The sequence below is a fragment of the Streptomyces purpurascens genome (genome assembly GCF_045040895.1).
Classification (GTDB): domain Bacteria; phylum Actinomycetota; class Actinomycetes; order Streptomycetales; family Streptomycetaceae; genus Streptomyces; species Streptomyces purpurascens.
The window spans coordinates 218,564-232,770 of the sequence record NZ_CP108341.1; the positions used below are offsets into that span (position 1 = coordinate 218,564).

14 protein-coding genes are annotated in these 14,207 nt (G+C 72.3%); 11 read left to right on the plus strand and 3 right to left on the minus strand.

The features are described 5' to 3' along the window. From OHU35_RS01045 to OHU35_RS01070, 6 genes are read left to right on the plus strand one after another with little or no spacing between them, the layout of a single operon-like run. On the plus strand, window positions 1-1,614 hold the full coding sequence (locus OHU35_RS01045; RefSeq protein WP_189729806.1) for an ATP-binding protein: 1,614 nt from the start codon (window positions 1-3) through the stop codon (window positions 1,612-1,614). Beyond that, complete coding sequence (locus tag OHU35_RS01050; protein WP_189729808.1) at window positions 1,611-2,033, plus strand: roadblock/LC7 domain-containing protein; 423 nt, start codon at window positions 1,611-1,613, stop codon at window positions 2,031-2,033. Before OHU35_RS01045 ends, OHU35_RS01050 begins: the two co-directional genes overlap by 4 nt. Further along, on the plus strand, window positions 2,030-2,392 hold the full coding sequence (locus OHU35_RS01055) for a DUF742 domain-containing protein (RefSeq protein WP_184598817.1): 363 nt from the start codon (window positions 2,030-2,032) through the stop codon (window positions 2,390-2,392). The genes OHU35_RS01050 and OHU35_RS01055 overlap by 4 nt, the downstream gene beginning before the upstream one ends. After that, window positions 2,364-2,990, plus strand: coding sequence for an ATP/GTP-binding protein (locus OHU35_RS01060; RefSeq protein ID WP_189729810.1), 627 nt, complete (start codon window positions 2,364-2,366; stop codon window positions 2,988-2,990). Before OHU35_RS01055 ends, OHU35_RS01060 begins: the two co-directional genes overlap by 29 nt. Then, window positions 2,987-4,225 (plus strand): cytochrome P450, encoded by a 1,239-nt coding sequence (locus OHU35_RS01065; protein ID WP_189729812.1) that lies wholly within the window; start codon window positions 2,987-2,989, stop codon window positions 4,223-4,225. Before OHU35_RS01060 ends, OHU35_RS01065 begins: the two co-directional genes overlap by 4 nt. Next, window positions 4,222-5,448, plus strand: coding sequence for a cytochrome P450 (locus tag OHU35_RS01070; protein ID WP_405504206.1), 1,227 nt, complete (start codon window positions 4,222-4,224; stop codon window positions 5,446-5,448). The genes OHU35_RS01065 and OHU35_RS01070 overlap by 4 nt, the downstream gene beginning before the upstream one ends. Before the next feature lie 214 nt (window positions 5,449-5,662). On the opposite strand, the gene OHU35_RS01075 is transcribed toward OHU35_RS01070, so the two are convergent. Then, window positions 5,663-7,156, minus strand: a complete 1,494-nt coding sequence (locus OHU35_RS01075; protein WP_189729816.1) for a helix-turn-helix domain-containing protein — start codon at window positions 7,154-7,156, stop codon at window positions 5,663-5,665. A gap of 136 nt (window positions 7,157-7,292) precedes the next feature. Between OHU35_RS01075 and OHU35_RS01080 the strand changes: the two genes are divergently transcribed. From OHU35_RS01080 to OHU35_RS01100, 5 genes are all read left to right on the plus strand, one after another. Beyond that, window positions 7,293-7,913 (plus strand): L-threonylcarbamoyladenylate synthase, encoded by a 621-nt coding sequence (locus tag OHU35_RS01080; RefSeq protein ID WP_184598807.1) that lies wholly within the window; start codon window positions 7,293-7,295, stop codon window positions 7,911-7,913. A 160-nt stretch (window positions 7,914-8,073) separates the two neighbouring features. Next, window positions 8,074-8,829 (plus strand): dienelactone hydrolase family protein, encoded by a 756-nt coding sequence (locus tag OHU35_RS01085; RefSeq protein WP_189729818.1) that lies wholly within the window; start codon window positions 8,074-8,076, stop codon window positions 8,827-8,829. Window positions 8,830-8,951: 122 nt separating this feature from the next. Beyond that, the gene (locus OHU35_RS01090; protein WP_359896259.1) at window positions 8,952-9,797 is read left to right on the plus strand and encodes an MHYT domain-containing protein; all 846 of its coding nucleotides are present in this window, start codon (window positions 8,952-8,954) and stop codon (window positions 9,795-9,797) included. 46 nt (window positions 9,798-9,843) lie between these two features. Beyond that, complete coding sequence (locus OHU35_RS01095; protein WP_405504209.1) at window positions 9,844-11,349, plus strand: metallophosphoesterase family protein; 1,506 nt, start codon at window positions 9,844-9,846, stop codon at window positions 11,347-11,349. 78 nt (window positions 11,350-11,427) lie between these two features. Continuing rightward, a complete protein-coding gene (locus OHU35_RS01100; RefSeq protein ID WP_405504210.1) occupies window positions 11,428-12,456 on the plus strand; it encodes an LLM class flavin-dependent oxidoreductase in 1,029 nt (342 codons plus the stop codon). Window positions 12,457-12,537: 81 nt separating this feature from the next. On the opposite strand, the gene OHU35_RS01105 is transcribed toward OHU35_RS01100, so the two are convergent. After that, window positions 12,538-12,990: a peptidoglycan-binding domain-containing protein gene (locus tag OHU35_RS01105; protein ID WP_359896261.1), complete on the minus strand. Its 453-nt coding sequence runs from the start codon at window positions 12,988-12,990 to the stop codon at window positions 12,538-12,540. Between the two features lie 238 nt (window positions 12,991-13,228). Continuing rightward, window positions 13,229-14,203 (minus strand): TauD/TfdA family dioxygenase, encoded by a 975-nt coding sequence (locus tag OHU35_RS01110; RefSeq protein ID WP_359896262.1) that lies wholly within the window; start codon window positions 14,201-14,203, stop codon window positions 13,229-13,231. Between the last annotated feature and the right edge of the window lie 4 nt (window positions 14,204-14,207).

Below are 14,207 nucleotides of genomic sequence, written 5' to 3' on the forward strand. Positions count from 1 at the left end.
ATGATCGAACTACCGGACCTGGCCGTCGGTGGTCTCGCCCTCGGCACACTGTCCGCGTTCGCCCTCGGCGGCGGGCTGCTGCGCTCCCGGCGGCAACTGGCCGCCCAGCGCGCCAAGACGGCCGCACTGCGGGCGCAACTCGACGGCACCTCAAGGGCGTTCACGGCCGAGGTCGAGCATCTGGCCGCGCGACGCCTGCCCTCCGCCGCCCGGCAGGTCGCGCATCCCCACGTCACCGTGCCCGGCCCGCTGAGCCCGCAGCTCGCCGGTTCGCCCCTGGGATTCGCCTTGGAGCAGGTGCTGAAGGGGCTGCACGCCGAACTCGCCGCGCAGCGCACCCGGATCGACGCCGCCGCGCAGGCCGGGATGCGCGGGGCGACCCGCGAGATCCAGGCGGCGCTGTACCGGTTGCAGGACGCCCTGCGCGGTCTGCAACAGCGCTACGACGACCCCGAGCTGGCGCAGACCCTGTTCGAGCTGGACCACGAGAACGAGCAGTCGCTGCGCCGCGCGCAGATCGCCGCGGTGGTGTGCGGGGCCTGGGTCGGGCTCGCCCGCGAGGAGTCGCACCTCGTGGACGCGGTGACGGGCGGTCAGGCTCGGCTCGCGGGCTACCAGCGGGTCCGGATCCACAACCACCTGGCGGCCGGCACCGCCCTGGTGTCCCACGCCGTCGAGCCGGTCGCCATCATCGTCGCCGAACTGCTCGACAACGCGCTGCGGCACTCCGCGCCCGACACCGGCATCGTGGTCAATCTCGAGGCCGTCCACCACGGTGTCTGTGTCACCGTGGACGACGCCGGGCTGGGCATGACGCAGGACGAACGGGCCCGGGCCCAGCGGATGGTCGGCAGTTGCGAACCGATCCTGCTCACCGAGCTCGGCGACCCGCCGCGCATGGGACTCGCCGCGATCGGCCAGCTGACCCGGCAGTTCGACCTGAGCGTCGACCTGTCCTCCCCGTCGCCGTACGGCGGTGTGCGGGCGGTGCTGCGGGTCGACCGTCATCTGCTGACGCGGATCGACCCCGAGGAACTGCCCCCGGCGGCCAGCGCCCCGCGCTCCACCCGCAAGGAGGCCGTGCGGGACACGGCGGGCGGCTCCGCCTCGCCCCGCGGCGCGGAGCCGGGCGTGCCCGCCCCGTCCCGCGGAACCGAACCCGCCCCGGCCGCTGCGTCCGACGGGTCCGAGCCGACCACCGAGTCCGAGCGGCCCGAGCCGCTCGCCACCGCCCCGGACCACGAGCACGGCTACGGCACGGACCAGGACGACCGGGCCGCCGCCCCGGCCCCGGGCCACCACAGCCCCGTTGACAGCGGCGGCCTCCCCCAGCGCCGTCGCCGCAGCCGGGCCACGCCACCGTCGGACACCCAGGGCCCCGCGTCCGCGCCGGCTCCCGCTCCGCAGCGCAGGCCCCGGCGCCCCGAGGAGTCCGCCGCCGCCCTCGGCGCGCTCCAGTCCGGCACGGCTGCCGGACGATCCGGTGCCGCCAGGCCGAACACCGGCGCCTTCCCAGCCGTACCTGAGGGTGCCCCGGCCGCGACCACGGCCGACACGGCATCCGACGACACCGACCACGACCGGAACGACCACGAAGGGGGAACGGCTCGATGACCAGCCGCGCAGCGGGGGACACGGCATGGGTGCTCGAACCGGTCCTGGAGGTGCCGCACGTCGTGGCGGCCGTCCTGCTCACCCGGGACGGGCTCGTGACGGGCTACACCGACGCGCTGTCGCAGCCGTCGGCCGAGCGGGTCGCCGCCATCACCAGCACCGTGCAGGGCGCCTGCCGTACCGCGGCGGCGGCGTTCGCCGACACCGACCAGGCCGAGATACGGCAGGTCGTCATCGAGTCGGACCACGGCTATGTGCTCATCGTGCCGACGGACCACGGCACCTGCGTGGCCGCGTACGGCGATCCCGAGGTGCGTCTCGACCTGCTCGCCCACCGGGTGCACTCGCAGGTCGCCCGGCTGGGCGAGAAGGCGATGGCCGCAGGGCCCCGAGGTGCCGACGGCGGCACGCCGGCATGACCGGCCGCAGAGGCGGCCGTCCCCTGGTTCCCGCGTACCTGTCGACCGGCGGGGTGGCGCGGCCCAGCCGTGCGCATCTGGAGCGGCTGTCCGTGCTCACCGGCAGCGGTGAGCCGGCTCCTCCCGATCTGCCCGCCGCCCAGGCGGCCCTGCTGGAAGAGCTGGAGTACGGGTCGCTGACGGTCGTGGAGGCCGCCGCCCTGCTGCGGCTGCCGGTCTCCGCCGTGCTGGTGCTGGCCGCCGGCCTCGTCGACCGCGACCTGGCACTGGCCCGTGCGCCCATCCCGCCCGCCCGACGCTTCGACCCCGACCTGCTGAAGAGAGTGGCCGATGGCCTCCGCGACCTCAAGCACCGTTGACGCCCAGCCCGGCGGCACGGACGTGCACCTCCCCGACACCGCGCGCGACCTGGTGAAGATCCTGGTCACAGGGCCCTTCGGGGTGGGCAAGACCACCCTGATCCGCTCCGTCTCCGAGATCCGCCCGCTGCACACGGAGGAGCAGCTCACCGAGGCGTCCGTGCCGGTGGACGATCTCGCCGGAGTGCGGGACAAGTCGACCACCACGGTCGCCATCGACTTCGGCCGGATCAGCCTGCCGGGCGGGATCGTGCTGTACCTGTTCGGCACGCCCGGCCAGGAGCGGTTCCGGCCGCTGTGGGACGACATCTCCTACGGGGCGCTCGGCGCGCTCGTCCTGGTCGACGCCCGCCGGATCGACGCCTCGTTCGACGTGCTCGGGCTGGTGGAGGAGACCGGGCTGCCGTACGCGGTGGCCTTCAACACCTTCCCGGACGCACCCCGACACCACACGCCCGAGCAGTTGCGTGCCGCCCTGGACCTGGAGCCGACGACCCCGATGGTGACCTGCGACGCGCGGGAGGCGGACTCCTCGATCGACTCCCTGCTCGCCCTGGTCCAGCACCTGATCGACCACCGACCCGCGGAGCACCGGTGACACATCCGTCCCCCGCCGAGCAGGCCTTCTCCCTCGCGTCGCCCGTACGCCTGTGGGAGGACGGCTTCGCCCGCGACCCCTCCCCCTACTACGCGGCCCTGCGCGCCCACGGCCCGGTCGGCTGGGCGGAACTCGCGCCCGGTGTGGCGGCGTACGTCGTCACGGACCGGCGGGCGGCGCTGGACCTGCTGCACGACACGAAGACGTTCTCGCACGATCCCCGGCCGTGGGAGGCGACCGTCCCCGACGACTCCCCGGTGCTCGGGATGATGCGCTGGCGGCCCAACACCCTGTTCGCCGACGGCGCCGCCCACATCCGCTACCGCACCACGCTGATCGACGCCTTCGACCTGGTGGAGCCGCACGACCTGCGGGCCCGGATCCACCGGGCGGTGCACCTGCTGGTGAGCCGGTTCGGGCCGCGGGGCGAGGCCGATCTGGTCGGCGAGTTCACCAGGCCGCTGATGGCGCTGGTGTTCAACAGCCTGTTCGGGCTGCCGGACAGCGCGAGCGACCGGCTCGACTCCGCCCTCGGCAAGCTGATCGAGGGCGGTGCGCAGGCGGCGGAGGGCGAGGCCGAGTTCGGCGGGTACGTGCTGGAGCTGATCGCCGCCAAGACCGGGCGGCGCGGCGACGACCTGCCGAGCTGGCTGCTGGACCATCCGGCGGGGCTGACCCCCGAGGAGGTCACCTGGCAGGTGTTCCTCACGCTCGGCGCTGGGCACGAGCCGACGGCCAACCTGGTGTCGAACGCGCTGTCCAGGATCCTCGGCAACCCGGCCTACTACTCGACGCTCACCAGCGGCGCCCGCCCCGTGACGGACGCGGTGCTGGAGGTGCTGCACCACGAGACGCCGCTCGCCAACTACGGCATCCACTACGCCCGTACGCCCCTGACCTTCCACGGCGTGTGGATCAGGGCGGCGGTGCCGGTGGTGATCTCCTACGGGGCGCTGGCGCAGGCCGCCGAGCAGGAGCGCGGCGCGGACCGCCACCCGGGCGACGCCTCCCATCTGTCCTGGTCGGCGGGCCCGCACGCCTGCCCGGTGAAGCAGCACACGCTGCTCATCGCCACCGAGGCGATCGAACGGCTCACCCAGTGGCTGCCCGACCTCGAACCCGTGCTGCCCCGCGAGCGCCTCACCTGGCGTCCCGGTCCCTTCCACCGCTCGCTGACGGCGCTGCCCGTCCGTTTCAGCCCCCGCTCCCCCGACCATCCAGGAGGACGACCGTGACCGTGACCGACCGCATCGCTCTCGACCCGTTCGGCGCCGACATAGCGGGCGAGAGCGCCCGGCTGCGCTCCCTCGGCCCGATCGTGCCCGTGGAGCTGCCCGGCGGCATCCCCGCCTGGGCGCCCACGCGCTACGACACGCTGAAGGAGCTCATCCTCGATCCGCGGGTGAGCAGGGACCCGCGGCTGCACTGGCGGCTGTGGCCCGAGGTCGGCGAGCACCCGTCCTGGGGCTGGATCCTGGGCTGGGTGGGCGTGGTCAACATGCTCTCCACGTACGGCGCGGACCACACGCGGCTGCGCAAGCTGGTGGCACCCAGCTTCACGCACCGGCGCACCGAGGCGATGCGGCCCCGGGTGGAGGCGATCACGGCGGAGCTGCTGGACGCGCTCGACGCCGCCGACGACGTGGTGGTGGACATCAAGGAGGGGTTCGCCCATCCGCTGCCGATGCGGATGATCTGCGAACTGTTCGGTGTCCCGGACGAGTTGCGGAGCGACACCGCCCGGATGATCGCGGCCCTCATGGACACCACCGACCCGAGCCCTGAGCACGCGGCGTCCGTCCAGCGGCAGATCGGCACGGTGCTGCCCGCGCTGATCGCGCACAAGGCCGCGCACCCCGGCGACGACATGACCACCGAGCTGATCCGGGTCCGGGACGGGGACGGCGACCGGCTCAGCGACGAGGAGCTGCTGTACACGCTGCTGCTGGTCATCGGGGCCGGCTTCGAGACCACCGTCAATCTGATAGGCAACGCGGCCGTGGCCCTGCTCCGGCGCCCCGAGCAGCTGGCCGCCGTGCGGTCGGGGGAGATCGGCTGGGACGCCGTCGTCGACGAGACGCTGCGCGCACATCCGTCGATCGCGTCGCTGCCGCTCCGGTTCGCCGTCACCGACCTCACCGTCGGTGACGTCACGGTCCCGGCCGGCGACGCCATCATCACGACGTACGCGGCCGCGGGTCTCGACCCCGAGCACTACGGTGCGGACGCCGACCTCTTCGACGCCACGCGCGCCGCCGACGACCATCTGGCGTTCGGGATCGGGGTCCACCGGTGCATCGGCGCACCACTGGCCCGCCTGGAGGCACTCACCGCGCTGCCGGCCCTGTTCGACCGCTTCCCCGACCTGTGCCTGGCCACCGGCGACGAGGGCCTGCGGCAGGTGCCGTCCTTCATCGCCTTCGGCTGGCAGGAGATCCCGGTGCGGCTGCAGGGCTGAGGCGCCCGGCCGACAGCTCGCGGGAGCGCGACCGGTCCCCCGTTCCGGTCGTGCCCCCGCGGTGCGTTGAACTTACGTCCATGGCAGAGGCCTTGTGAACCGCGTCGATGCCCGTTGCACGCTCAACAAGGCTCACCCGTGCACAGCTGAGTCCGGTTGACCCTGTTTCGTCCCTCCTGGATGCGGCCAACCGGTTGCCCCTGAGGCAAATCGGTCAGTCGTGGCGGTGGAAAACCGGCAGCTCGAGGTCGCCTACGGCCAGGTGTGCCAGCACGACTTCGTACAGGTCGGTACCGGCGGCCAGCAGCTGGCGTTCCAGGACGGGTTCGGCGCTGCGGACGTGTTCGCGGACGGTCTGCGCGTGCACGCCCAGGGTCTGCGCGGCCCGTTCGGCGTTGCCGCCGGCGGCGATCCAGGTGCGCAGGGTCCGGCGCGGGTTCCTGGCGTCCGCGTCCAGCCGGCCCAGCAGGTCCTGTGCCCAGGTGCGCACGGCGGGCCCGGACAGCAGGTCGCAGAGCCGGAGTCCGGGGTTGCCGGTGTCGCTCGCCAGGTGCGCGTCGGGCAGGCCGATCTGGGTGTTGAGCGCCAGGTGGACGACGGCCCGGACCGTGAGGTCGGCGAAGTCCGTGCCGAGCAGGCCCTCGACGCGTTCCATGCGGGCGCGGACGGTGTTGCGGCTGACGCCGAGAACCTTGGCGGCGTTGACGGCGGTGAACTCCAGGCCGAGACGGCTGGTGGCGAGGAGTTCGGCGCGGGTGTGGTGCGGCAGGGTGTCGAGCGGGCGCAGCACACGGGACGTCCAGCCGCGCAGCGCCACCGGGTCCATCAGGCGTTCCGGGTGGGTGCGCTCGGCGTACACGGCCGTCTTGTCGGGCCGGAAGTGGGCGACGGCGAGGGCGCTGACGGCCTGTCCGTACGCGGTGGCGGTCCGGGCCAGGCTCTGCCGGACGCTGCCGCCGAGGAAGAGGTCCGGGTGCCGTCCCACCAGTGACCGCAAGGCCTCGCGCGTGGCGTCACGGGGGCTGACGACGATCACGTGCCCGTCCATGGCCGGGCAGCGCACGACCAGGGCTTCCTCCCCGGTGCTGTCCAGGCACTCCTCGGCGATGCGGTCGCGTTCGGCGGGGCCGGACTCGACCACGTACACGCGGGCCGTGTCGGCGTCGAGCAGTCCGGGCCAGAGCCCGGCGGCGACGCGGCGGGCGGCGACGGTGTCCTCGACCATGAGCAGCTGCAGGATGGCCAGGCGCAGGTCGGAGGTGGCCCGCCGGAGCCGGTGCCCTGCGGCGGTCGACTCGCGCGCCGTCAGCAGGAGCTCGATCACCTGGGCCGTGTGCGTGACCACGTCGGAGGCCCGCCGGTCGAAGGGGGTCTCGCGGGAGACGGCCAGCACGCACGCGTGAGAGGGGTGCTCCACCCGGACCAGGCGCAGGTGGCGCTCCCGGCTCTCCCAGGCGGCGGAGGCGATCCGGCCCGCGATGATGTCCGTGACGAGGTCCTCGTCCAGCGGCAGCCGGTTCCCGGCGATGAGATTCCCGGCGGCGTCCTGCAGGGCCACCGATCCGCGCACGGCGCCGGAGAGCCAGGCGACGACTCTGCGGACGTCGCGTCCCGCCGGGCGCAGATGCTCGAGCAGTTCCTCCGCCCACTCCGGACCCGCGCCGGCCGGCGTCTCCCGCTGCCGGTTCCCGTCCTCTCGGCCAGCCACCTCGGCCTTCCCCTCGCTCCTCGCACCGCCTCCGGCGCACCGGTCGGGGACGTTACCTCACGTGTGCCACGCACTCATCCCGGGCCGAAACCCGCCCCTGCGCCACCGACCCACGCGGGCGGCATAAGCTCGGCAGATGGCGAAGTACTACGACGTGCACCCCGACAACCCCCAGCCGCGCACCATCGGCCAGATCGCCGACAGCATTCGCGCGGACGCTCTTGTCGCCTACCCCACGGACTCCTGTTACGCACTGGGCTGCCGCCTGGGCAGCCGTGACGGCATCGACCGGATCCGGGCGATCCGCAAGCTGGACGACCGGCACCACTTCACCCTCGTGTGCCAGGACTTCGCGCAGCTCGGTCAGTTCGTGCGGGTCGACAAGGACGTGTTCCGCGCGATCAAGGCGTCGACGCCCGGCAGTTACACGTTCATCCTGCCCGCGACGAAGGAGGTGCCGCGCATGCTGCAGCACCCCAAGAAGAAGACGGTCGGCGTCCGGATCCCGGACCATGTCGTCACCCAGGCCCTGCTCGCCGAGCTCGGTGAGCCGCTGCTGTCCAGCACGCTGCTGCTGCCCGGCGAGGAGGAGCCGATGACGCAGGGCTGGGAGATCAAGGACGAGCTCGACCACGTCCTGGACGGCGTGGTCGACTCCGGCGACTGCGGCACCGAGCCGACGACGGTCATCGACTTCTCCGGCGGGGAGGCGGAGATCGTGCGGCACGGCGCGGGCGACACCTCGCGCTTCGAGTAAAGGGCACGCCAAGGGTCGTTCACGGTTCAACCGTGTGCGGGGGGTGGGCGAAATGCCCCGGGAAGCGGCGTGTCACGATGCCCGTGATCCGCCCGGTCACACGGGCGGGTTCCTGGCCGGGACCCGCAGGTCCGACACCCCGCAGAGAGGCAGCCCAGCCATGACCGCCGTACAGGGAACCGCTGTCGACATCCCCACCGAGGACGGCACCGCGGACGCGTATCTGGCGCGTCCCGACGACGGGGCCGCCCATCCGGCGGTCCTGCTCTACATGGACGCCTTCGGCCTGCGTCCGCGGCTGCGGTCCATGGCCGACCGGCTGGCCGGTGAGGGCTACACGGTGCTGGTGCCGAACGTGTTCTACCGGCACGGTCGCGCCCCGCTGTTCGATCTGCCCGAGTTCATCGACCCGGGGGCGCGTCCGGAGATATTCGAGCGCATCATGCCGGTGATGCAGACCCTGACGCCGGACGTCGCGATGCGGGACGCCGCCGCCTATCTGGGCTGGCTGGCCGAGTCTCCCGCGGTGGCCGACGGCCCGGTCGCGCTGACCGGCTACTGCATGGGCGCCCGCCTCTCGCTGCTCACCGCCGGCACCTACCCGGAGCGGGTCGCGGCCGCGGCCGGCTTCCACGGCGGGCGGCTGGCGACGGACACGCCGGACAGCCCGCACCTGGTGGCCGGCGAGATCACCGCCGAGCTGTACTTCGGCCACGCCGACCAGGACCCCTCGCTGCCGCCGGAGCAGATCGAGCGCCTGGAGGAGGCCCTGACGGCGGCGGGCGTCCGCCACCGCTGCGAGGTGTACCCGGGCGCGCCCCACGGCTTCACGCAGTCCGACACGGCGGCGTACCACGCGGAGGGCGACGAGCGGCACTGGGCGGCTCTGCTCGACCTCCTGAAGCGCACATTCTGACCGAAGTCGACTCTCGATGAAAGCAAGTTGTCGATCTACCGACGGTAAGGGCTTGCTTTCACGTGTCCACTGCACGTAGACCTTGCCTCCACACCAGCCAAGACTCTGGGGGGAGTTGGCTTATGGACGGCACGGTCGACGGGTTCCGCTACGGTGCGGTGACCCCGGTTGCGGCCTATCTGATGGCTTGCCTGGGCGGGGCACTGGGGCTGCGGTGCATCGTGCGCTCGCTGCTCGATACGCGATCCTGGAAGCCCGGTTGGCTGGCGTTAGGCGCCGCCTCCATCGGGTGCGGCATCTGGACGATGCACTTCATCGCCATGATCGGCTTCCACGTGGAGGAGACCCGGATCCGCTACGACGCGGCCACGACGGTGCTCAGTCTCGTCGTGGCCGTCCTCGTTGTCGGCATCGGCGTGTTCATCGTCGGCTACCGCGGCACGGCCCCCACGGTCCTGGCGGTCGCGGGGACCGTCACCGGACTGGGCGTCGCGACCATGCACTATCTGGGCATGGCGGCGATGCGGCTGAACGGCGACGTCGGCTACGACCCGCTCGGTGTCGCGCTGTCCGTGCTGATCGCCATCGCCGCCGCGACCGCCGCGCTGTGGTCGGCCGTCACGATCCGCAACCTGCTGATGAGCCTCGGGGCGAGCCTGGTGATGGGGGTGGCGGTGTCCGGGATGCACTACACGGGCATGGCCGCCGTCAGCGTCCATGTGCACGACACGGTCAACGGGACATGGGCGGGCGACTCGCCCATGTCGTTGCTGCTGCCGATGCTGCTGGGGCCGGTCGTCTTCCTGCTGCTGGCCGGGGTCGTGGTGATGTTCGATCCCCTGCTGGTGCTGGGCGAACGGCCCTCCGCATCGCACCCGGGCGCCTCCGCGAAGGGCTCGGCCGCCAACTCCGCCGCGTCGCCGCGCGGTTCACGGCACGAAGCGGCGTGGTCCACCCGCAAGCGGTGAGGAACCCGCCGCGGACGGCTGCTGAATCGATTGTTACGGTGCATCGGTGTCTGACTCCTCACGCGATACCGCCGAAGGCGCAGGCTGGAACAGCACCGAACGCGGCGCGTACCAGCAGTTGATGCCGCAACGGGTCGAGAAGATCTCCTGGCTGAACCCGAAGACGCTGTGGGCCGCCCGCAACGGCGTGCTGGCCTCCTGGTTCGGCGACCCCACCGGCCGAATACGCGGCCGGTGGGTGGCACAGCGCGAGGCCACCGGCGCACCGGCCGACAAGGTGATCCGGCGCACGGAGCCGGACCGGTTCTCCTTCCTCGTCATCGGCGACACCGGCGAGGGCGACGACCCCCAGTACGCCGTCGTGCCGGGCTTTCTGAAGACCGGTCAGGACACCAGCTTCGCCGTACTGGCCAGTGACGTGATCTACCCGGTGGGCAGCGCGGACGACTACGACACCAAGTTCTTCCGCCCGTACCAGGACTACCAGGCGCCCATCTACGCGATACCCGGCAACCACGACTGGTACGAGGACCTCGGCGGCTTCATGCGCGTCTTCTGCGACGACGCCCCGCCGCTGCCGCCCGAGCCCCGGCCGCGTCCCCTCAGCAGGGCCTGGCTGCGGTCGCTGCTGTGGCACAAGCCGCGCCCGGACGACGGGCAACACCTGGCCGAGGCGCGCAAGTTGCGCTCCGCCCCCGCCCAGCAGGCCGTCCAGCCGGGCCCGTACTGGGCGATCGACGCCGGACCGGTGCGGATCATCGGGCTCGACACCGGCCTGTTGGGCACCCTCGACGCCGAGCAGGGGGCCTGGCTGCGCGAGGTCTCCCAGGGATCCCGCCCGAAGATCCTGGTCACCGGCTCGCCCCTGTACGTGGACGGCAGGCACGAGCCGTGCGCCATCGAAGGGGGCGGCACGGTCGACGACATCGTCCGCGACCCGGCGCACCACTATGTGGCGGCGATCGGCGGCGACATCCACAACTACCAGCGCTACCCCGTCCGGCTGGACGACGGACGCACCCTCCAGTACGTGGTCGCGGGCGGCGGCGGTGCGTTCATGCACGCCACCCACACCATCCCCCGCGTCTCCGTCGCGGACGTCACCGAGCAGGACTTCCGCTGCTATCCGCTGCGCGGCGACTCCCTCGCCTTCTACAGCCGGCTCTACGGCCGCCGGCTGCGCATGCGCCGCTTCTTCACGCTCACCGAGGCCGAGGCGACGGCCGTGATCGCCGAGCGCCTCGGCATCCGGCCGGCCCGCGCCCCGGGCGCCTCGGCCCGTGTCACCCGGCGCGTCCGCCTGGTCGCGGGGTTGCTCGGCACCGGCCGCCGGCCCGACAAGGCCAAGCGGTTCCGGCTGCCCGTACGGAAGATCTACACGTCGCTGTTCTCGCCGAGCTCGGCGACCTACAGCCCGCCGTTCTTCAAGTGCTTCCTGCGTCTGGACGTCTCCCCGGACTCGGTCCGCCTGCGCTGCTACGCGGCCACCGGCGACCGCGCCCAGGAGCTCTCCCCGCCGATCGAGGACGAGGTGACGATCCCGCTGCGCTGACCCGGGCGGCGGGAACAGCGCGGGCAGTCGCGGGGTTGGCACAGCCGTAGCCATTGAACGTTCAATGATGGAGGGTCCGTGCCACCGACCTCACGACCGCTGCGCAAGCTGGGTTTCCTGACCATCGGGCTGTTCGACGAGGCGGATCCACGCCGCGGCCACGAGTCGACGCTGGAGATCATCGAGCTGGGCGAGCGGCTCGGCTTCGACAGCGCTTGGGTACGCCACCGCCATCTGCAGTACGGCATCTCCTCCCCCGTCGCGGTCCTGTCCGCGGCCTCCCAGCGCACCCGCCGCATCGAGCTCGGCACGGCGGTCATCCCGCTCGGCTGGGAGAACCCGCTGCGACTGGCCGAGGACCTGGCCACCGTCGACCTGCTGTCCGGCGGCCGGCTCAACCCGGGCGTCAGTGTGGGCCCGCCGATGCACTTCGACCAGGTCAAGGGCGCGCTCTACCCGGACACGGCCGACGCCGAGGACTTCGGCCACGGGCGGGTGGAACGGCTGCTGGACTTCGTACGGGGCGAGCCGGTGACGGACTTCAGCGGGCGGGAAGGATTCGAGGTCTTCTCGGAGCGGGTGCAGCCGCACTCCCCCGGCCTGGGCCGGCGCATGTGGTACGGCGGCGGCAGCCTGCGCTCGGCCCGGTGGGCGGGCGAACACGGCATGAGCCTCCTCACCAGCAGCGTGGTGAAGGCCGAAGAACCCGACGGACCCTACGACTTCGCGGAGATCCAGCTCTCCCACATCCGCGCCTTCCGCGCCGCCCACCCCGACGGCGAGGCCGCCCGGGTCTCGCAGGGCCTCGTGGTCATCCCCACGGACTCGGCCTCGCCCGACCAGCGCGCCCGGTACGAGGAGTACGCCGCCCAGCGCACCCCTCGTACGACCGAACCCCAGGGCCCGGCACGGCTGCTGTTCGCACCGGACCTGGTGGGCACCTCGGCGGAGATCGCCGAGCGGCTGGACGGGCATGCCGCGTTCCGCGAGGTGGACGAGGTGGCGTTCGCGCTGCCGTTCACGTTCGAGCACGAGGACTACGTACAGATCCTCACGGACATGGCGACGAATCTCGGGCCGGCGTTGGGGTGGCGGGCGGGCGCATAGGTCCGACGACCACGAGGAGGACAGCGGCGGCATCAAGTGCGAGGAGCGGCGCGGCCCTTGGCAGATGATGCCCCGGTCCCCTCAACAGAAGGGTGCGTCAGGCGCGTTGGCCCAGAAGGAAAGGAACGACCAAGTCTGGGATCCGATGCGCCCGTCGACGACGATGCCGGCACATCGCTGAAAGTCCTCTGTTACGGATTGCGTTACCCGGCCAAAGTCCCCGTCCTCGTCCAGGCGGGCGCCGATGGCATGATTCAAGTAGCACTGGGCTTGCTGGACTGCCGACCCGGATGACCCCAGGCTGAGGCCCGGTCGTCTGTTGGTGTAGTCGCATACGTCGTCCGGTCCTTGGGCCACGAGGGTTGCTGGACGCTTCAACTTATGCGAGGCCTGAGCGCTGGTCGCGGATGCAGGAGTGCCGTGCGATGCCGCGACAGCGGGTGGTCCTGCAAGGGAAATTGAAAGAGTCAGGGCCGCTGCAGCGGTGAGCACACGTCGCATCCTGGTCACCTCCGAGGAACATCCCCTTCTCATCGTGCGCTTCCCTCACTGGGGCTGCATCTCGGGATGACGGTCGGCAGCGCCCGTCGACGCCGCCGTGTCCGATATCGCGCCGGGCCACGGTGGCCGCTACGAGCGTCCAGCCGAGGGCTTCAGGCAGAAGCGGGCGTAGTGGCGTCAAGGCCGGCCCGGAGCGCGAAGCCGCCTCGAGCCGGACACCGCCCAGGGGCTGAAAGCGGCGCGTCTGCCCCGGCCGCCGAACCGGCGCGGGTCACCAACGCCCGGGTGCCGTCCCGGTGATCGGCTCCGACGCCTTGCCGTCCACTCCGACGGGTACGTCCCCCGCGAGCATCACCCGGTGCATGATCCGCGGGTGGTCGAGGTGCGCGGTGTCGCCGGGAGCCAGGTGCATGGTGGCGCGGTTGTCCCAGAACGCCACGCTGCCGGGCTCCCAGCGGAACCGGACCGTGTACTCGGGCCGGACCGCCTGCTCGAGCAGCAGGTCCAGGATCGCGCCGCTCTCTGGCCGGGAGAGGCCGGCGATCTGCTCGACGTAGTAGCCGTTGACGTAGAGGATCCGCTCCCCCGTCTCCGGGTGGACGCGCACCAGCGGGTGCAGCGAGGCGACCTGTCGGTCCAGCAGGTGACGGACGTACGCGTCGTCGCCGGGCCGGGGCTGGTAGCCGACGCCGAGCCGGTGCTCGGCCCGCAGCCCGTCGACGAACTCCCGCAGCGGCGCCGAGAGTCCGGCGTACGCCGCCGCCAGGTTCGACCAGGTGGTGTCGCCGCCGTAGGGCGGTACGGTCTCGGCGCGCAGGATCGTCGCGGCGGGCGGGTCGACGCGGGCACCGTGGTCGCAGTGCCAGCCGCGCAGCAGGGTGTGGCGGCGGCGCCGCAGCCACTCGTCGTGCTCCATGCCGAACCGCCCGCCCAGTTCGAGACGGTCTGCGGTCGTCTCGATCTCGGGAAAGTCCGGCGGCGAGGCCTTGCCGCGCCGGGGCAGCACCACGGTCTCGCCGAACCGGCGCGCGAACGCCACCTGCCCGGTGTGGTCCAGCCGCTGGCCCCGGAAGAACACCACCTTCCACCGCAGCACCGCCGCCCTGATCGCGGCGATCACGGCGTCGTCGAGGTCCGCGGCCAGGTCGACCCCGCCGATCTCGGCGCCGATGTGTCCGGCGACCGGCCTCACCTCCACCCCGGCCTTCCGCGCCGCCTCGTCCGTGATCGGGCTGTCCGTCGTCATGAGC